This window comes from Variovorax multivorans (assembly GCF_051216835.1).
Taxonomy (GTDB): domain Bacteria; phylum Pseudomonadota; class Gammaproteobacteria; order Burkholderiales; family Burkholderiaceae_C; genus Variovorax.
On the sequence record NZ_JBPJZL010000007.1, the window covers coordinates 432,651 to 449,600 of the forward strand.

Sequence of the window (16,950 nt, forward strand, 5' to 3'; positions counted from 1 at the left end):
CTTCCTTGAGATGCGAGAGAGATTGCAGATCGAAGCGGGGCTTCAGTAGACGGAACGCATGGCGTCCCACGAGATGCCGGCGCCGGGTTTGCCTGTGGCAAAGCCGGGCGCGGTGGCGAGCGAGGACAGGTCGAGCTGCCCGTCGCGGATGGCGAGGCGCACTGCGCCGTCGCTCAGTTCGTACAGGCCCGGGTGGGCGCGCAGCAGGGCCTGTTGTTCGGTTTCTGGGGCTGCGGCAAGGCCGTTGACGTAGTGGTGGCCGTTGCGCTCCACGTGCGAGAGGCCGAGCCAGGAGACCAGCGCCAGGTCTTGTTGCACGCCGAGGCCGGCCTGCATGGTGAGGTCTTCTCCGGAGAGGAAGTAGCGTGTGGTGTCGCCCGCGGCGTTCCACTGAGCGCAGCGTGCCGCGTTGATGACCGACTTGTAGAAGCCCTTGCAGCTCTTGCTCGACACGCCGGTATAGCCGAGCGCACGAGCCTGCACGAAGGTGTCGATCGTGGCGTCGGATTCGTCGATGAGCAGCGGAATGCGCTTGCCGAGCGCGGACACGTCGCGCTGCAGGGCCGCGTCGCGGCGAATCGGCTGCTCGACGAAGAATGTCTTCTGCGCGAGCTTCCACAGCACGGGCGTGGACAGCATGCGGTCGAGGAAGACGCCGAAGTCGTCCGCATCGGCGTACTGCTCGTTGCCGTCGAGCGTCACGAGCTGCGCGTGGCCGTCGATCACGCGGGCGATGCGTTGGAGGCGGTCGATGTCTTGCGCGGTGTTGCCGCACAGCTTGAGCTTGAAGTGCGTGAGGCCGTAGCGGCGCACTGCCGCTGCGAGAGTCGTGGGCAGGCCGTCGGTGGGGGCGTCGGGCATGGTGTCGTTGTCGTCGATCGCATCGGCCAGCCCGACCGTGTGGCGCGCCGCGATGCGCGTGCGCGGCGATTGCCTGGACAGGAAGCTGGACATGTCGAAACCAGCTAGGTCATCGGCCAGACCGCTGCCTGCGACGTCGATGCCGCTCAGGTTGCCGCTCATCGCTGCCGCGAAGCTCACGCCACTGTGCAGGCACAGCGCGTCGAGCAGGGAGCGGTCGATCAGCGCCGGGCCGTAGCTGGCCACCAGCGGCTGCAGACCCTTGGCTTTGGCCCGTGCCTGCAGCGATGCGTAGTTCGACGCGAAATGCGTCCACGCGGTCTGCGCATCTGGCTCCGCGGTGTAGGCCTCGCGCGCATCGCGCAAGGCGAAGCGCAGTTGCTCGAAGTTCTGCTCGTTGGTGAGGGCCGGGTTCTTGTCGAACCACTTGGGCACCATCATCTCGGCAGCGCATCCCTCTGCCGTGCGACCGTCCGCAAGGCGAATGCGGGCCTTCACGTAGACCTGCGGGCAGGCTGTGACGGTGGCGGCGCCGAAGCGGAACGGCAGCCGCAGCGTGACGTTGCGCTCGGCAAAGCGGATATCTTCGACGTGAAAGCGGATGGCATCCATGGCTGGCGCTTTCTTCAGTGGTCCAGGATGCCCTGCGAGAAGAAATGCGCGCGCACCAGCTTCGTGTACGCGCCGAACTCGGGCGAAGCCATCATGTCGAGCGTGCGCGGGCGCGGCAGGTCGATGTCGTACACCGCGGCAATGGAGCCGGGCCGCTCGCTCATCACGATCACGCGGTCCGACAGGAAGATGGCCTCCGGAATGCTGTGGGTGATGAGCATCACCGTCTTCTTCGACGCCATCCAGATGCGCTGCAGCTCCAGGTTCATCTTCTCGCGCGTCATTGCGTCGAGCGCGCCGAAGGGCTCGTCCATCAGCAGCACCGACGGGTCGTGCAGCAGCGCGCGGCAGATCGACGCGCGTTGCTGCATGCCGCCCGAGAGCTGCCAGGGGTACTTGCCCTCGAAGCCCTTCAGGCCGGCCATTTCCATGAGCTGACGCGCGCGGTCCTTCGAGGCGGCCTTGGGCAGATGGCGCATCTCGGCCTGCAGCAGGATGTTGTCTTCCACGCTGCGCCAGGGCAGCAGCACCGCGCTCTGGAACACGATGCCCACATCCTTCTGCGGACCCTTGATCGGCTTGCCGGCCAGCGTGAGGCTGCCGCCGCTGATGGGCAGCAGGCCCGCCACCATCTTCAGCAGCGTGCTCTTGCCGCAACCCGAGGGGCCGACGACGGAGACGAACTCACCTTCCTTGATGGCGAAGTCGAGCGGCTTGAGCGACTCGACCGGGCCGTCCTTGCTTTGGTAGATCTTCGAGACGCCGCGCGCTTCGATCAGGTTGACTTGGGACATTGAATGCGTGAGAGGTGGCGGTAGCGAAGAGCGCGCGGGTTCGAAGGCAGTGGCAGGTCAGGGCAGGAAGTCGAGCGTTACGTAGTCTTCCGGCTTGCCGCGCGTGGACGCATCCATGCCGCCGTACTGCACCAGCAGGTCGAGCGAGTCGCTCACGTTCTTCATCGCCACGCGGTAGGGACGCTGGTTGGCCGTTTCCTTCGTGTGATAGAGCGCCACGCTCTGCTTCATGCCGACGATCAGGGTGTCGCGCACGCCGGCCTTGGGGTTGGCCTTGAGCATCGCGTCGACTGCGGCCTCGGGGCTCTTCTCGGCGGCTTCGGCGGCCTTGGTGGAGGCGCGCATGAAGCGCTTCACCAGGTCGGGGTTCTCGGTCAGCAGGTTCTTGTTGGTGATGATCCCGGAGCTGATCTGGTTTACGCCCGAGTCGGCGAAGCGGATCGGCGTCACCGGCTTGCCGGTGGCGTCCTGCAGCTTGATGGCCTGGTCCATCACGTAGCCCAGCAGCAGGTCGGCCTGGCCGTTGGTCACGGCATTGAGCTTGGTCTGGCCGTCGCCCGAGACGATCTTCACCTGGTCGGCCGTGATGTTGTTGACCTTGAGGAAGAGGGGCCACATCTGCGACATCGAGTCGCCCGGCGTGACGGCCACGGTCTTGCCGATGATGTCCTTCGGCGTCTTGATGTTCTTCTCGGTGAAGCCCATCACCGACATCGGGCTCACCTGGAACAGCACGCCGGTCGACTTCAGCGGCGCGCCCTTGGCGGCGGCCTTGATCATGGTCGTGACGTCGATGTAGCCAAAGGTGGCCGACTTGGCGGCCACCGCCTGTGCGGTGACGGCGGAGCCGCGGCCTTCCTGGATGTCGAGGTCGATGCCCTCTTCAGCGTAGAAGCCCTTTTCCTTGCCGAGGAAGAAGGGCGCGTGCTCGCTGTACAGGTACCAGTTGAGCATCAGCGTGACCTTGTCCTTGGGTTTGTCGCCCTGGGCATGCACAGGAGCGATGGCAAAGGTGGCGAGCACTGCTGCAGCGAGCAGCGAGGGAAGCAGTTTCTTCATGGTCTTGTCTCCGGGAGTTGTTGGCTTTGCGAAGGAACTTGAAAGAGAAAACTCAGTTCGCGTGGCGCTGCGAGGCGTGCCAGGGAATCATCACGCGCTCGACCAGGTCGACGGCAACGAAAAGAATGACGCCGATGCTCGACAGCACCACCAGCGCGGCGAACATCAGCGGCAGATCGAAGTTGCCGTTGGCCACCTGCAGCACGTAGCCGATGCCCGAGTTGGAGCCGACGAATTCACCAACCACCGCGCCGACCACGGCCAGCGTGACCGATACCTTCAGGCCGCTGAAGATCGACGGCAGCGCCTGCGGCAGGCTGATCTTGAGAAAGGTCTGCAGGCGGCTCGCACCCATCGAGCGCGAGAGGTCGAGCATGTCGGGCTCGACCGACTTGAAGCCCATCACCGTCGACACCACCACAGGGAAGAAGCCCAGCAGGAAGGCGCTGATCACCTTCGGAAAGATGCCGAAGCCGAACCACACCACGAACAGCGGCGCGATCGCTACCTTCGGGATGCTCTGCGAGAACACCAGCAGGGGATAAACGTACGACTCGACCACGCGCGAGTAGGCGATGACCATGGCAATCGGAATGCCGATCAGGATCGTCAGGCCGAAGCCGCCCAGCGTGGCGAGCGTGGTCTTCCAGCTCTCGGCGAGCAGGCGCGGCCACTCGGCGACGAGTTGCTTCACGACCTCCCACGGCGGGGGAATCAGATAGGCCGGAATCTTGAAGAGGCGGATCGCCAGGTCCCACAGCACCAGCAGCAGCAAGATGAGGATGAAAGGGCGTAGGGCCGGAGAGAGCAGGAGCTTGCGGAACATGGCGAGGGCCGGGGCTTTCAGGGGGCTTGCTTACTGTTGAACCGAGAGCCCGGCTGCCTTCACGAGCTGCGCGTTGCTCGCGATCTCTTCCTTGATGTAGGCGTCGAACTGCTCGGGCTTGAGCGTCCACGCGTCCGCGCCGAGCTTGGCGAAGCGCTCCTTCACCTCGGGCGTGGCCAGCGCCTTCGCCACCTCGGCGTGCAGGCGCTCGACGATGTCGCGCGGCGTCTTGGCGGGCGCCATCATCCCGATCCAGAAGTTGAACTCGGAGCCGGGCACGCCGGCTTCGGTGGTGGTGGGCACGTCGGGCAGGGCGGCGGCGCGCTTGGGCGAGCCGACGGCCAGCGCCAGCAGCTGGCCTTCCTTGATCTGGCCGATGACCGGGGCGATGGGCGAGAAGTAGTAGTCGACGCGGCCCGAGAGCACTTCGGTCACAGCCTCGCCCGATCCTTTGAAGGGGATGTTGGTCGCGTCGATCTTCGCGGCCATCTTGAACTTCTCGGCGTTCAGGTGCGTCGCGCTGCCCTGGCCGGCTGAGGCGAAGTTCATGCTGCCGGGCTTGGCGCGCGCGGCGGCCAGCAGCTGGGGCAGCGTCTTGATGTTCTTGCTGGGCGAGATCACCAGCGCGTTGGGCAGCGACGAGATCGGCGTGACACCCGCGAAGTCGTGCACCGTGTCAAACGGCAGCTTGGCGAAGGTCGAAGGGCTCACCGTATGCGATGACGAATGGATCATCACTGTGTAGCCATCGGGCGCGGCCGTGGCCACCGCCTGCTGGCCGATGGTGCCGCTGGCGCCGCCGCGGTTGTCGACCACCAGCGTCTGGCCCATGCTGGCGCTCATCTTGTCGGTGATGGCGCGGGCAATGATGTCGGTGGTACTGCCGGCCGCGAAGGGAACGATCACGCGGATGGGCTTGGTCGGGTAGCCGTTCTGCGCGGCGGCCAGGCCGGGCAGCAGGGCCGCGATGCAGGTCAGCGAAGCAACGACGGTGGTGCGTGCAGTGCTGGCAAAGAGCTTCATGGATGTCTCCGCGCGGTCGGGCCGCTTTCTTGAATCGATCAATTCACCATTGAGTGAATTATCGATTGTAGGAACGGCTGCGCCGCAGCGTCAACGGCCGCTGCCTAGTAGATACCCGGAGGTGCGAAGGCGAGCCGACGAAGCTCAGTGCAGGACGTAGCCCAGCACGAGGTCGGTCATGTGCGAGAGGCGTTGCGCCATCGCTTTGGGCGCGCGCAGGTCGCGGCCGAAGATGGCCGAGAGCGTGTGGTTGTTCGAGAGGTAGAAGTAGCAGAGCGACGCGATGGAGATGTAGAGCTGCACCGGGTCCACGCCGGCGCGGAACAGGTTGTCGCGCCGGCCGCGTTCCAGCACGGTGTCTAGCAGTTGCACCAGCGGCGAATTCATCTCCTGGATGCGTTCGGAGCGCTTCAGGTGCGCCGCGCAATGCAGGTTCTCGCTGTTGAGCAGCGTGATGAACTCGGGGTGCTCGAGGTAGTAGTGCCAGGTGAACGAGACCAGCTGGCGGATGGCCTCGACCGGCTCGATCTCGTCGAGGTGCAGGCGCTGCTCGGCCTCGCGGATGTCGGCATAGGTGCGCTCCAGCACCGCGAGGAACAGGTCGTCCTTGCTGCCGAAGTAGTAGTAGATGAGGCGCTTGTTGAGGCCCGCGCGCTCGGCAATGCTGTCCATGCGCGCGCCAGCGAGGCCGCGCGCGGAGAACTCGTCGCGCGCCGACGCGAGGATGGCGAGCTGCGAACGGTCGGCGTCGCGCGAACGGGGTTCGATCACTTCGGCGGCGTCGGGTGAGGAGTCCTTGGAGGCCTTCATGGCGAGAATTTAACCAATTGGGGAATTAACGCAAGGCGTCTGGAGCGGGCGCACATAATTGCCGAAGACATTTGCAGCTGAGGTTCTACTTCTCATGAGTACATCACAACCCGCAGGCCACCTGATCGTCGAGTGCCTGGTCGAACAGGGAATGGAAATCGCGTTCGGCGTGCCGGGCGAGAGCTTCCTGGCGGTGCTCGACGGCTTCCATGCGTACCGCGATCGCACGCGCTTCATCGTCAACCGGCAGGAGGGCGGCGCGGCCTTCATGGCCGAGGCGCACGGCAAGCTCACGGGGCGGCCGGGCGTGTGCTTCGTCACGCGCGGGCCCGGCGCGACGAACGCATCGATCGGCGTGCACAACGCCTTCCAGGACTCGACGCCGATGGTGTTGTTCGTCGGCGACGTCGGCAGCGACTTCCGCGACCGCGAGGCTTTCCAGGAGGTCGACTACGGTAGCTTCTTCGGACCGAGCACCAAGGGCTTTGCCAAGCGCGTGGAGCGCATCGACGATGCGAACCGCATTCCTGAATACATCGCGCGCGCCTTCGCTACCGCGATGAACGGACGGCCGGGGCCGGTGGTGCTGGTGCTGCCCGAGGACATGCTGCGCAGCGAGACGGCGGCGCGGCCGCTGGCGCGCGTGGAGGCGGTCGAGCCCTGGAGCGACCCGGGCGCGCTACGCACCTTGCGCGAGCTGCTGCTGAAGTCGCAGCGCCCGCTGGTGATTGCCGGTGGTGGCGGCTGGACGCCGCAGGCCGCGCAGGCGCTGCAGCGCTTTGCGGAGAACTGGCGGCTGCCGGTGACGAACGCCTTCCGCTTTCAGGACACTTTCGACAACCACCATCCGCTGTATGCGGGCGACGTCGGCATTGCGATCAACCCGAAGCTCGCGCAGCGCGTGAAAGACGCCGACCTGATTCTGGCCATCGGCCCGCGCCTGGGCGAGATGACGACCGGCGGCTACACGCTGCTCGAAGCGCCCAAGGCGAAGCAGACGCTGGTGCATATCCATGCGAGCGCCGAAGAGCTCAACCGTGTCTACCAAGCCGACCTGGCCATCAACGCCGGCATGAGCGCGGCCGCGCGCAGCCTGGAAGTGCTGAGCGCGCCGCCGACGCTGCCGTGGGAAGAATGGACGCTGCAGGCCCATGCCGACTACGAGGCCAACCTCGTGCCGCAGGCGCTGGCCGGCATGCCCGCAGAGACGCCGCGCGGGCCGGTCGACATGGCGGAAGTTGTCGCGCTACTGCAGAAGCACCTGCCGGCGGACGCGGCCATCACCAACGGCGCGGGCAACTTTGCGAGCTGGGTGCATCGCTACTTCCGCTATCACGGGCTCGCGAAGGGCGCGAAGACGCAGCTGGCGCCGACCAGCGGGGCGATGGGCTATGGGGTGCCGGCTGGCATCGCAGCCAATCTTGCGACGGGGCGCGTGGCCTTCACCATCGCGGGCGACGGCGATTTTCTGATGACCGGGCAGGAGCTGGCGACGGCTGCGCAGCACGGCGGCAAGAGCATCGTCGTGCTGCTCAACAACGGCATGTTCGGCACCATCCGCATGCACCCCAGGAGCGCGAGTACCCCGAACGCACCAGCGGCACCGCGCTGCGCAACCCTGACTTCTGCGGCCTCGCGCGCGCCTACGGCTATGCGGCCGAGCGTGTGACGGAAACGGCGCAGTTCGAGGCAGCGCTGCTGCGCGCGCTGGCGGCCGACACCGGCACGCTGATCGAGATTCCGCTCGACCCCGAAGTGATCACCACCCGTGGCACGCTCGCGTCGATCACGCGTTCGGCGAAGCAGCAGCAGGCGCAGGGCTGAGCGCCGAGCGATGACGGGCCACCTCGTCGCGCAAGGACGGCGAGCGCAGTTCGAACACGTCGAACAGGCCGAGCGCGTCGAGGGCGGGGATCAGGGCGACAAGGTCTTGCTCGGCGGCGTGCCTGTCGGCGGTCGACGCGTCTGCATCTTCGAGGATTCGCACGTTGGCGAGGAAGGCGCCGACCGATCCCTTGCGCAGGGTGCGGCCGTTCACGACGGTGAAGTCTGCGCCGTCGGGCAATACGTCTTGGGCTTTCATGGATGTTCCTTGGATGGGTTGTTGAAGATGAACTCGATGCTAGGCAGCGGCGCGCGTTCGGGCTTGCGGCACGGGGCCAATCGATACCTCCGGCGGGCCAACCATGGCCGCTGAGGCTCCTGTGAAGCTCTGGATCAACGCCTACGAGGCGCCGCGCGTCACGGACTACCACGCGCATGAAACCGGCCAGTTGTTCGCACTGCGCGAGGGTTTGCAGGTCATCGAGACGCCTTCGGGCCGCTGGGTGCAGCCGCCGGGGTGGATCGGCTGGATCGCGCCGCGCTGCGCCCATGCGGCGCAGAGCTTTGGTGCGACGGCAGGCTGGAGCCTGCACATCGACGCGCTGATGGCGACTGCCTTGCCGGACGGGCCGCATGTGTTTGCCGTCACACCGCTGGTGCAGGGGCTGATCGATCGGCTGACGTCGATGGATGCCACCGAGCCCCTGCTGGAGCCGCGTCGTGCGCGCCTGGTCGGCGTGCTGATCGACGAGCTCGCGGCGAGCGCCAGGCCGTCGCTGCACCTGCCGATGCCGCAGGACAAGCGCCTTGCCGCGATGGCTGCGGCGCTGGCCAATGATCCGGCATTGCCGGACAGCATCGACGAATGGGCCGATCGCATCGGCATGGCGCGCAGGACGCTCACTCGCCGCTTCGCCGTGGAGACGGGCCTGAGCTTCGCGCAATGGCGCCAGCAGGCGCGGTTGCTGAAGGCCGTCGAGCTGCTGAGCCTGAAGGAGCCCGTGACGGCGGTGGCGCTGACGGTGGGCTACAGCTCGGTGAGCGCCTTCATCGAGGCCTTCCGCAAGCACTTCGGCCGCACGCCGTCGCGCTTCTTCGAAGAGGGCGTGGCCTTGCCGCAGGCGAAAAAAAAGCCCGCATGAAGCGGGCTTTTTGATTCAGGAGCGCGAGGCCCCTGAGCGCTTACTTGACGTGCTTGCCGATCAGCGCGGCCAGTTCGAACATCGACACTTGGGCCTTGCCGAAGATTTCCTTCAGCTTGGCGTCGGCGTTGATGTTGCGCTTGTTGGCCTTGTCTTGAAGGTTGTTCTTCTTGATGTAGTCCCACAGCTTGCTCACGACAGCGGTACGCGGCAGCGGCGTCGAGCCGACCACAGCGGCGAGTGCCGGGCTGGGGGTCAGGGCCTTCATGAACGCGGCGTTGGGCGTGCGCTTCTTGGCGGGAGCAGCCTTCTTTGCGGGAGCGGCCTTCTTGGCAGGAGCCTTCTTCGCCGGAGCAGCCTTCTTAGCAGGAGCAGCAGCCTTCTTGGCCGGTGCTGCCTTCTTCGCAGGAGCCGCCGCCTTCTTTGCGGGAGCGGCCTTCTTTGCCGGAGCTTTCTTGGCCGGAGCCTTCTTTGCAGTTGCCATGGTTGATTTCCTTTTTTGGTTGAACACTCACCAATGAAAAACTTGCGTCTCCAGTGGCAATGCGGATGCTAAATGAGAAAAAACGCGTTTCCAAGGGAAAAAGCGCTTTTTTCATTGGGAGTTGTTGTTTTTTCAGAGGGGAGAAGCCCTGTTTTTCACGTTCGGCGCCCAGGCCATGTCGCAAGCACCACGCCCGCGAGGGCAATGACGAACGCAACGAGCTGTGGCGAAGAGAGGTTTTCACCCAGCACGAGCACGCCAACGAGGGCTGCGCTCACGGGCAACATCACGGCGAAAACACCTGCTTGTGCGGCTGGTACGTGGCGAAGTCCGGTCATCCAGAGCCACACCGTCCAGATGCTTGCAGCGAGCGCGTAGACCACGAGCAGCGCCCAGGTGCCGAAGCGCACCGCGGTGAAGTCGAACTGCAGCGCGAACCAGATGCCGAAGGGCAGCGAGAGCACGAAGCCCCACAGGTTGATGAGCGAGGCGATGCGCTTGGGCCCCAGGCGTCCCGTGAGCGACTTGCCGATCACCGCATAGGCCGTCTCGCAGAGCACCGCGCAGAACACGAGCAGGTTGCCGAGCCAGGGCATCGATGCCGACGAAGCAGATGGCGATGCCGGTGCGTGCGCCGGCGACAGTGCCAGCAGACCGATGCCGAGCGCGGCGCAGGCGATGGCCAGGCCGATGCGCACGGTGATGCGCTCGCGCAGGAACAGCCAGCTCGCGACGGCCACGCACGCGGGGATCGACGCCATGATCACGCCCGCCGACACCGCGCTCGTGAGGCTCACGCCGAACAGCATGCAGATCGAGAACATGAAGTTGCCGAGGAACGACTCGAGGAACACCAGCCAGCGCGTGCGCGCGGTCATCGGCGGCTCGTCGGGTGTGCGCTTGAGCCAATGCGGCATGGCCAGCGCGGCGATGCCGAAGCGCAGCCATGCGAGCAGCAGCACCGGAAAGGCGGCAACGAGGGGCTTGGAGAGGGCGACGTAGCCGCCGACGAGCGACATGCTCAGGGCCAGGCAGCCGTAGGCCACGAGGCGGCCTGATGCGGGAGCAGCGGAGTTCAATAGACTGAAGTTCTGTAGTTGCTGGGAAGGCGGTTTCGATGATGCCCCACGTTTTTGTTTACGGCACGCTGCGCCGCGGCGGGCGCAACGACATCGCGCGCTACCGGCCCACGCCGGTGTTAGTGGGCGAGGCGAGCATTGCCGGCACGCTGTACGACCTGGGCGCCTATCCGGGTGTCGTGCTGGGTGGGGTGGGGCGCGTGAGGGGCGAGGTCTATGTTGTCGAGCCTGCGGTCGAGACAGCGCTCGATGTGCTCGAGGAAGTGGCCGACGACGACTCGGGGGAGTACATCAAGCGGCAGGTGCGCGTCGAGGTTGGCGGGCAATGGTTCGATTGCCTGGTCTACGAGATCCATCCGATGCGTATCGCGGGCCGTCGCGTGATCGAAAGCGGTGACTGGATCGCGCATGCGGCGCGAAGCGATGCCTCGTTTTCACAACCGAAAGGTTGATTGCGCATTGCGAAATCCCTGGCTGCTGCGCCGCAATATTTTTTCTCGATATGAGAAAAATAATTTTGCATTGAGAAATATCTCTATAAGTTGTTGATTTAATTGATTGAAAAATATGTCTTCTATAAGACATAAGAGTCTGCGGTCCGATTACAGTAACTCCACGGCCGCAGCGCCCAACCTTCAATCAACCTCACGGAGTGACCATGCCCCAGACCCTCACAGAACAACTCAGCCGCGAACAGCAGATTGCCGCCCTCGAAAAGGAATGGGCTACCGATCCGCGCTGGAAGGGCGTCAAGCGTGGCTACAGCGCGGCCGACGTGGTGCGCCTGCGCGGTTCGTTCCCCATCGAGCACACGCTGGCCAAGCGCGGCGCAGAGAAGCTCTGGGACAAGATCAACGGTGGCTCCAAGAAGGGCTACGTGAACGCGTTCGGCGCTATCTCCGCTGGTCAGGCCATGCAGCAAGCCAAGGCTGGCCTGGAAGCCGTGTACCTGTCGGGCTGGCAAGTCGCCGCCGACGGCAACAGCTCCGAGACGATGTACCCCGACCAGTCGCTGTACGCCTACGACTCGGTGCCGACGATGGTCCGCCGCATCAACAACACCTTCCGCCGCGCCGATGAAATCCAGTGGGGCCGCGGCGTCAACCCGGGCGACAAGGAGTTCATCGACTACTTCCTGCCCATCGTGGCCGACGCGGAAGCCGGTTTCGGCGGCGTGCTCAACGCCTTCGAACTGATGAAGAACATGATCACGGCAGGCGCGGCCGGCGTGCACTTCGAAGACCAGCTGGCTGCCGTGAAGAAGTGCGGCCACATGGGCGGCAAGGTGCTCGTGCCGACGCATGAAGCCTGCGAGAAGCTGATTGCCGCGCGTTTCGCAGCTGACGTGCTGGGTGTGTCGACCATCGTCCTGGCCCGCACCGACGCGGAAGCCGCGAACCTGATCACCTCCGACCACGACGCCAACGACAAGCCCTTCCTGACGGGCGAGCGCACGCAGGAAGGCTTCTACCGCGTGAAGAACGGCCTGGAGCAAGCCATCAGCCGCGGCGTGGCCTACGCACCCTACGCCGACCTGGTGTGGTGCGAAACCGGCGTGCCGGACATCGGCTTCGCCCGCGAATTCGCACAAGCCGTGCACGCCGCCTGCCCCGGCAAGCTGCTGTCGTACAACTGCTCGCCTTCCTTCAACTGGAAGAAGAACCTCGACGACAAGCAGATCGCCTCGTTCCAGGAAGACCTGTCGGCCCTGGGCTACAAGTACCAGTTCATCACGCTGGCCGGCATCCACGTCAACTGGTTCAACACCTTCCAGTTCGCCCACGCCTACGCTCGCGGCGAAGGCATGAAGCACTACGTCAACATGGTGCAGGAACCCGAGTTCGCCGCGCGCGACAAGGGCTACACCTTCGTGTCGCACCAACAGGAAGTTGGTGCCGGTTACTTCGACGACGTGACCACCGTGATCCAGGGCGGTTCGTCCAGCGTGAAGGCGCTGTCAGGCTCGACCGAGGAAGAGCAATTCCACTGATCGGGTGATCGATCCTCGCGGGTCGGTCTTTCGACGGACAGATATTTCGCTGTCACTTTCAGCCCGGCCGCGCGCCGGGCTTTTTTGCGTCCGTTGCGTGCTCAGGCTTCGAGGCGCACCTCGCGCACGCCGCGGCCCAGGCGTTGGCGCAGCAGGGTGCGCAGCGTGACTCCGTCGGCGTAGCCCACCATGCCGGCGATCTGCTCGAGGCTCTTGTCGCTGGTCTTGAGCAGATGCACCGCGCGTTCCACGCGCAGGTCCTGCACGTAGGAGAGTGGACTCTTGCCCAGCACCTGCTGCATGCGGCGGGCCAGCGTGCGCTTGCTGGCGCCGGCGGCTTGCGCGGCCTCGTCGAGCGAGAAGCCATCGGCCAGCCGTCCGCGCGCCCAGCGCTCGAAGCGCTCCACCAGCGGGTCGGAATGCGAGAGGTGGTCGGAGATCACGTAGGCCGACTGCGACGGCCGTGAATCGACGATCAGGTAGCGCGCGACCAGCGTGGCGAGTTCGGGGCTGGCCTGGCGCACGATCCACAGCGCCATGTCGACATGGCTCAGCGCCGCGCCGGCCGTGACCAGGTTGCCGGAGCTGACCAGCATGCGCGAGTCTTCCAGCTGCACGGCGGGGTAGCGCTGGCGGAACAACGTGGCCAGCCACCAGGTCGTGGTTGCCTTCTGGCGATCGAGCACGCCCGACTCGGCGAGCACGAAGGTGCCGATGCAGGCGGCGGCCAGGTTGGCACTTTTGCTTGCGCGCTCCTGAATTGCGGCGCAGGCGTCGCGCACGTCCGGGCGAAGCAAGGCGGGCTCCAGTGTTTCGGGCATCTTGCAGCCGAGCGCGGGAACGATCAGCCAATCCGCTGAGCCGGCGCCAAGCGCGCGAGCCACCGGAACGGTGAGGCCCTGCGAAGTTTTCACCCGCTTGCGAGCGCCCGTCACCGTGACTTCGAATGGCGCCACGTCGAGCTGCAGCATGGCCGCGAGTTCGTTGGCAGTGGTGAACACGTCGAGCACCGTGGACAGGCCGGTGTCGAACACGCCATCGAGAGCGAGTACGTCGAGTTTCATGGCCATAACGATATCAAAGATGTCAAAAATGCCAATAGCTCCAGAGGCGATGGCTGCCTAGAGTCCATACCAACGCCGCGCAATGTCGCGCGCCGTTCAACTCAGGAGATCACCCATGATCAAGTACGCACTGTTCGCCCGACTCGAAGCCAAGCCGGGCAAGGAAGGCGATGTAGAGAAGTTTCTCGAAGCCGGCCTTGCGATGGCGCGCGACGAGAAGACCACGCCGATCTGGTTTGCGCTGCGCCTGTCGCCGAACACTTTCGGCGTGTTCGACGCATTCGAAGACGAGGCCGGGCGCCAGGCCCATCTGACCGGCCCGATCGCCCAGGCGCTGATGGCGAAGGCTCCCGAGCTGTTCGCCAAGCCGCCGTCAATCGAGCCCATCGAAGTGCTGGGGCTCAAGAATGCGGCGCCCGCATCCTGAACGGGCAGCGGCTAGAATTACGGGCTCTGCACTCAACAAGAGCGAGAAAGGCACCTTGGTTATGACACCGCGAACTACTCCGCAAGGATTCAGCGGCTTTTTCTTCACTGAAGGAAAAGGCCGGTAGCCCCGCGCTCGCTGGTTTCTGCCAGCTTCACAACCAAGCAAAGCGCGGCACCCACCGCGCTTTTTTGTTTTTCTCCCCGAGGTTTTCTTCAAATGATCCAGATCACGCTCCCCGACAACTCGCGCCGCGAGTTCCCCGGCCCGGTTTCGGTGGCCGAAGTCGCTCAGTCCATCGGCCCCGGCCTGGCCAAGATGACGGTGGCCGGCAAGGTCGACGGCAGGCTCGTCGATGCCAGCGACGTTATCGACCATGACGCCAAGCTGCAGATCATCACGCCCAAGGACGACGAAGGCCTGGAAATCATCCGCCACTCGACGGCCCACCTGGTCGGCCATGCGGTGAAGCAGCTCTACCCGACGGCCAAGATGGTGATCGGGCCGGTGATCGACGAGGGCTTCTACTACGACATCTCGTACGAACGCCCGTTCACGCCCGAGGACATGGCCGCCATCGAGGCGCGCATGCGCGAGCTGATCGCGCAGGACTACGACGTGATCAAGAAGATGACGCCGCGTGCCGAAGTCATCGAAGTCTTCAAGTCGCGCGGCGAGGACTACAAGCTGCGCCTCGTCGAGGACATGCCCGACGAGCAGGCCATGGGCCTGTACTACCACCAGGAATACGTCGACATGTGCCGCGGCCCGCACGTGCCGAACACGCGTTTCCTGAAGGTCTTCAAGCTCACGAAGCTGGCCGGCGCCTACTGGCGCGGCGACGCCAAGAACGAGCAACTCCAGCGCATCTACGGCACGGCCTGGGCCGACAAGAAGCAGCTCGACCAGTACATCCAGCGCATCGAGGAAGCCGAGAAGCGCGACCACCGCAAGCTCGGCAAGGAGCTCGACCTGTTCCATATCGACGAAGTGGCGCCGGGCGTGGTGTTCTGGCACCCCAAGGGCTGGGCCGTGTGGCAGGCCGTGGAGCAGTACATGCGCGGCATCTACCGCGACACGGGCTATTGGGAAGTGAAGGGCCCGCAGATCCTCGACAAGAGCCTGTGGGAGAAAACGGGCCACTGGCAGAACTACCGCGACAACATGTTCACGACGGAGTCGGAGAAGCGCGAATATGCGCTGAAGCCGATGAACTGCCCGGGCCACGTGCTGATCTTCAAGAGCGACCTGCGCAGCTACCGTGACCTGCCGCTGCGCTACGGCGAGTTCGGCCAGTGTCACCGCAACGAGCCCAGCGGCGCGCTGCACGGCATCATGCGCGTGCGCGGCTTCACGCAGGACGACGGGCACATCTTCTGCACGGAAGACCAGATCCTCGACGAGTGCATCGCGTACACGGAGCAGCTGCAGAAGGTCTATGCCGACTTCGGCTTCACGGACATCCTCTACAAGGTTGCCACGCGGCCCGAGAACCGCGTCGGCTCCGACGAACTGTGGGACAAGGCCGAGCACGCGGTGATGGAATCGCTGCGCCGCTCGGGCGTCGAGTTCGTCATTGCACCGGGCGACGGCGCCTTCTATGGCCCCAAGATCGAATACACGCTGCGCGATGCCATCGGCCGTCAGTGGCAGTGCGGCACGATGCAGGTCGACTTCAACACGGCCGAGCGCCTGGGCGGCGAATACGTGACGGAGTCGAGTGGTCGTGCGCACCCCGTGATGCTGCACCGTGCGATCGTCGGCAGCCTCGAGCGCTTCATCGGCATGCTGATCGAACACCACTCGGGCGCGCTGCCCGCATGGCTCGCGCCGGTACAGGTGGCGGTGCTCAATATCAGCGAAGGACAGGCCGATTACGCCGCGCAAGTTGCGAAAGCGCTGCAAAATCAAGGGCTTAGGGTTCAGCTTGACCTGCACAACGAGAAGATTACGTATAAAATACGGAAGCATTCGTTGCAAAAGCTCCCTTATATCGTTGTCGTAGGCGACAAGGAAAAGGAAGCAGGTGCCGTCGCAGTGCGCGCCCGGGGCAATCAAGACCTCGGTGCAATGTCCCTCGAATCGTTCGTGCAACGGCTCGTCCAGGATATTGCCGACAAGCGTTGATTTGTCTTCGGAACACCCCATATGTTTCAAAGCCAAATCATGCCGTTTGTCCGCGAGGACTGACCGGTGTTCGCTACAGATTTTGTAGCAAATTTTGAAGGATTCTGACCATCGCTACTGCATTCCGCGACCGCCGCCACCGCGAGGAACGCCAACACCGCCTGAACCGGGAAATCATGGCCCCGGAAGTCCGCCTGATCGGCCCGGATAACGAGCAATTGGGTGTCGTGAGTCTTGCCGAGGCTCTGCGCCTTGCCGGTGAGCAGGACGTGGACCTGGTGGAGGTCGTTGCGGCGGCCAACCCGCCGGTATGCCGCCTGATCGAGTACGGCAAGTTCAAGTACCACGAGCAGAAGAAGGCAGCCGAGGCGAAGTCGAAGCAGAAGGTCATTGAGGTCAAGGAAATCAAGTTCCGGCCCGGTACCGACGATGGCGACTACAACATCAAGATGCGCAACATCAAGCGCTTTCTTGATGAGGGCGACAAATGCAAGATCACGCTGCGCTTCCGCGGCCGCGAGATCACGCACCAGGAGCTCGGTCTGGCATTGCTGCAGCGCATTCGCGACGAGCTGGGCGACCTGATCATGGTCGAGCAGTTCCCGAAGCTCGAAGGCCGGCAGATGATCATGATGATCGCGCCGGGCCGCAAGAAGGCTGGTGGCGCTGCGCCGAAGCCGGCAGCAGATGCCGCCGCACCGGCAGCGTCGCCCGCAACAGCCTGAATGTCAGGGTTGCAGTAGAGAAGAGAAGGTTCGAAGGGATTTCGCCTTTGCCAGCGCCTCGCGAGAGATGCCGGCAGGGGCGGGATAAAGAAGTGTCTCGGGG

General features: G+C 64.5%; 16 protein-coding genes and 1 pseudogene. 7 read left to right on the plus strand and 10 right to left on the minus strand.

The window, feature by feature from the left end:
- Positions 1-42: 42 nt before the first annotated feature.
- The 6 genes from ACSFCA_RS21015 to ACSFCA_RS21040 all read right to left on the minus strand — a co-directional run bounded on the left by ACSFCA_RS21015 (position 43) and on the right by ACSFCA_RS21040 (position 5,985).
- The gene (locus tag ACSFCA_RS21015) at positions 43-1,473 is read right to left on the minus strand and encodes an enolase C-terminal domain-like protein (RefSeq protein ID WP_435460639.1); all 1,431 of its coding nucleotides are present in this window, start codon (positions 1,471-1,473) and stop codon (positions 43-45) included.
- Between the two features lie 14 nt (positions 1,474-1,487).
- Entirely contained in the window at positions 1,488-2,267 is a 780-nt protein-coding gene (locus ACSFCA_RS21020) for an ABC transporter ATP-binding protein (RefSeq protein WP_435460638.1), read from the minus strand.
- Positions 2,268-2,324: 57 nt separating this feature from the next.
- Complete coding sequence (locus ACSFCA_RS21025; protein ID WP_435460637.1) at positions 2,325-3,326, minus strand: ABC transporter substrate-binding protein; 1,002 nt, start codon at positions 3,324-3,326, stop codon at positions 2,325-2,327.
- Positions 3,327-3,378: 52 nt separating this feature from the next.
- Positions 3,379-4,152, minus strand: coding sequence for an ABC transporter permease (locus ACSFCA_RS21030; protein WP_093053105.1), 774 nt, complete (start codon positions 4,150-4,152; stop codon positions 3,379-3,381).
- A 30-nt stretch (positions 4,153-4,182) separates the two neighbouring features.
- Complete coding sequence (locus ACSFCA_RS21035) at positions 4,183-5,175, minus strand: tripartite tricarboxylate transporter substrate binding protein (RefSeq protein ID WP_258350117.1); 993 nt, start codon at positions 5,173-5,175, stop codon at positions 4,183-4,185.
- 144 nt (positions 5,176-5,319) lie between these two features.
- The gene (locus ACSFCA_RS21040) at positions 5,320-5,985 is read right to left on the minus strand and encodes a TetR/AcrR family transcriptional regulator (protein WP_258350116.1); all 666 of its coding nucleotides are present in this window, start codon (positions 5,983-5,985) and stop codon (positions 5,320-5,322) included.
- 94 nt (positions 5,986-6,079) lie between these two features.
- Between ACSFCA_RS21040 and ACSFCA_RS21045 the strand changes: the two are divergent.
- A pseudogene (locus ACSFCA_RS21045) lies at positions 6,080-7,809 on the plus strand (thiamine pyrophosphate-binding protein).
- On the opposite strand, the gene ACSFCA_RS21050 reads toward ACSFCA_RS21045, so the two are convergent.
- Positions 7,772-8,068: a hypothetical protein gene (locus ACSFCA_RS21050; RefSeq protein ID WP_435460636.1), complete on the minus strand. Its 297-nt coding sequence runs from the start codon at positions 8,066-8,068 to the stop codon at positions 7,772-7,774. The pseudogene ACSFCA_RS21045 and the gene ACSFCA_RS21050 overlap by 38 nt on opposite strands.
- A 103-nt stretch (positions 8,069-8,171) precedes the next feature.
- Between ACSFCA_RS21050 and ACSFCA_RS21055 the strand changes: the two genes are divergently transcribed.
- Positions 8,172-8,951 (plus strand): AraC family transcriptional regulator, encoded by a 780-nt coding sequence (locus tag ACSFCA_RS21055; protein ID WP_435460635.1) that lies wholly within the window; start codon positions 8,172-8,174, stop codon positions 8,949-8,951.
- A 40-nt stretch (positions 8,952-8,991) separates the two neighbouring features.
- Here the strand turns inward: ACSFCA_RS21055 and ACSFCA_RS21060 are convergent, their stop codons facing one another.
- The gene (locus ACSFCA_RS21060; protein ID WP_093081677.1) at positions 8,992-9,435 is read right to left on the minus strand and encodes an SWIB/MDM2 domain-containing protein; all 444 of its coding nucleotides are present in this window, start codon (positions 9,433-9,435) and stop codon (positions 8,992-8,994) included.
- Positions 9,436-9,590: 155 nt separating this feature from the next.
- Positions 9,591-10,514, minus strand: a complete 924-nt coding sequence (locus ACSFCA_RS21065; RefSeq protein ID WP_093081674.1) for a DMT family transporter — start codon at positions 10,512-10,514, stop codon at positions 9,591-9,593.
- A gap of 38 nt (positions 10,515-10,552) precedes the next feature.
- On the opposite strand from ACSFCA_RS21065, the gene ACSFCA_RS21070 reads away from it, so the two are divergent.
- Both ACSFCA_RS21070 and aceA read left to right on the plus strand, forming a co-directional pair.
- Positions 10,553-10,966 (plus strand): gamma-glutamylcyclotransferase family protein, encoded by a 414-nt coding sequence (locus tag ACSFCA_RS21070; protein ID WP_435460634.1) that lies wholly within the window; start codon positions 10,553-10,555, stop codon positions 10,964-10,966.
- 206 nt (positions 10,967-11,172) lie between these two features.
- On the plus strand, positions 11,173-12,504 hold the full coding sequence (aceA, locus tag ACSFCA_RS21075) for an isocitrate lyase (protein WP_093053080.1): 1,332 nt from the start codon (positions 11,173-11,175) through the stop codon (positions 12,502-12,504).
- A gap of 101 nt (positions 12,505-12,605) precedes the next feature.
- On the opposite strand, the gene ACSFCA_RS21080 is transcribed toward aceA, so the two are convergent.
- Positions 12,606-13,568, minus strand: a complete 963-nt coding sequence (locus ACSFCA_RS21080; protein ID WP_258350110.1) for a GlxA family transcriptional regulator — start codon at positions 13,566-13,568, stop codon at positions 12,606-12,608.
- 115 nt (positions 13,569-13,683) lie between these two features.
- Here ACSFCA_RS21080 and ACSFCA_RS21085 point away from each other — a divergent pair, with 115 nt between their 5' ends.
- From ACSFCA_RS21085 to infC, 3 genes are all read left to right on the plus strand, one after another.
- The gene (locus ACSFCA_RS21085) at positions 13,684-13,995 is read left to right on the plus strand and encodes a putative quinol monooxygenase (protein ID WP_435460633.1); all 312 of its coding nucleotides are present in this window, start codon (positions 13,684-13,686) and stop codon (positions 13,993-13,995) included.
- A gap of 219 nt (positions 13,996-14,214) precedes the next feature.
- Entirely contained in the window at positions 14,215-16,122 is a 1,908-nt protein-coding gene (gene thrS / locus ACSFCA_RS21090) for a threonine--tRNA ligase (protein ID WP_435460632.1), read from the plus strand.
- A gap of 101 nt (positions 16,123-16,223) precedes the next feature.
- Complete coding sequence (infC, locus tag ACSFCA_RS21095) at positions 16,224-16,847, plus strand: translation initiation factor IF-3 (RefSeq protein WP_258355330.1); 624 nt, start codon at positions 16,224-16,226, stop codon at positions 16,845-16,847.
- The last annotated feature ends 103 nt before the right edge of the window (positions 16,848-16,950 follow it).

Bases quoted from the DNA above. Each gene is read 5' to 3' on its own strand.
- ACSFCA_RS21025 (WP_435460637.1), bottom strand. From the start codon at position 3,326: ATGAAGAAACTGCTTCCCTCGCTGCTCGCTGCAGCAGTGCTCGCCACC.
- thrS (WP_435460632.1), top strand. From the start codon at position 14,215: ATGATCCAGATCACGCTCCCCGACAACTCGCGCCGCGAGTTCCCCGGC.
- ACSFCA_RS21085 (WP_435460633.1), top strand. From the start codon at position 13,684: ATGATCAAGTACGCACTGTTCGCCCGACTCGAAGCCAAGCCGGGCAAG.
- ACSFCA_RS21030 (WP_093053105.1), bottom strand. From the start codon at position 4,152: ATGTTCCGCAAGCTCCTGCTCTCTCCGGCCCTACGCCCTTTCATCCTC.
- ACSFCA_RS21035 (WP_258350117.1), bottom strand. From the start codon at position 5,175: ATGAAGCTCTTTGCCAGCACTGCACGCACCACCGTCGTTGCTTCGCTG.
- ACSFCA_RS21055 (WP_435460635.1), top strand. From the start codon at position 8,172: ATGGCCGCTGAGGCTCCTGTGAAGCTCTGGATCAACGCCTACGAGGCG.
- ACSFCA_RS21060 (WP_093081677.1), bottom strand. From the start codon at position 9,435: ATGGCAACTGCAAAGAAGGCTCCGGCCAAGAAAGCTCCGGCAAAGAAG.
- ACSFCA_RS21070 (WP_435460634.1), top strand. From the start codon at position 10,553: ATGATGCCCCACGTTTTTGTTTACGGCACGCTGCGCCGCGGCGGGCGC.
- ACSFCA_RS21050 (WP_435460636.1), bottom strand. From the start codon at position 8,068: ATGAAAGCCCAAGACGTATTGCCCGACGGCGCAGACTTCACCGTCGTG.
- aceA (WP_093053080.1), top strand. From the start codon at position 11,173: ATGCCCCAGACCCTCACAGAACAACTCAGCCGCGAACAGCAGATTGCC.
- ACSFCA_RS21015 (WP_435460639.1), bottom strand. From the start codon at position 1,473: ATGGATGCCATCCGCTTTCACGTCGAAGATATCCGCTTTGCCGAGCGC.
- ACSFCA_RS21040 (WP_258350116.1), bottom strand. From the start codon at position 5,985: ATGAAGGCCTCCAAGGACTCCTCACCCGACGCCGCCGAAGTGATCGAA.
- ACSFCA_RS21080 (WP_258350110.1), bottom strand. From the start codon at position 13,568: ATGAAACTCGACGTACTCGCTCTCGATGGCGTGTTCGACACCGGCCTG.
- ACSFCA_RS21020 (WP_435460638.1), bottom strand. From the start codon at position 2,267: ATGTCCCAAGTCAACCTGATCGAAGCGCGCGGCGTCTCGAAGATCTAC.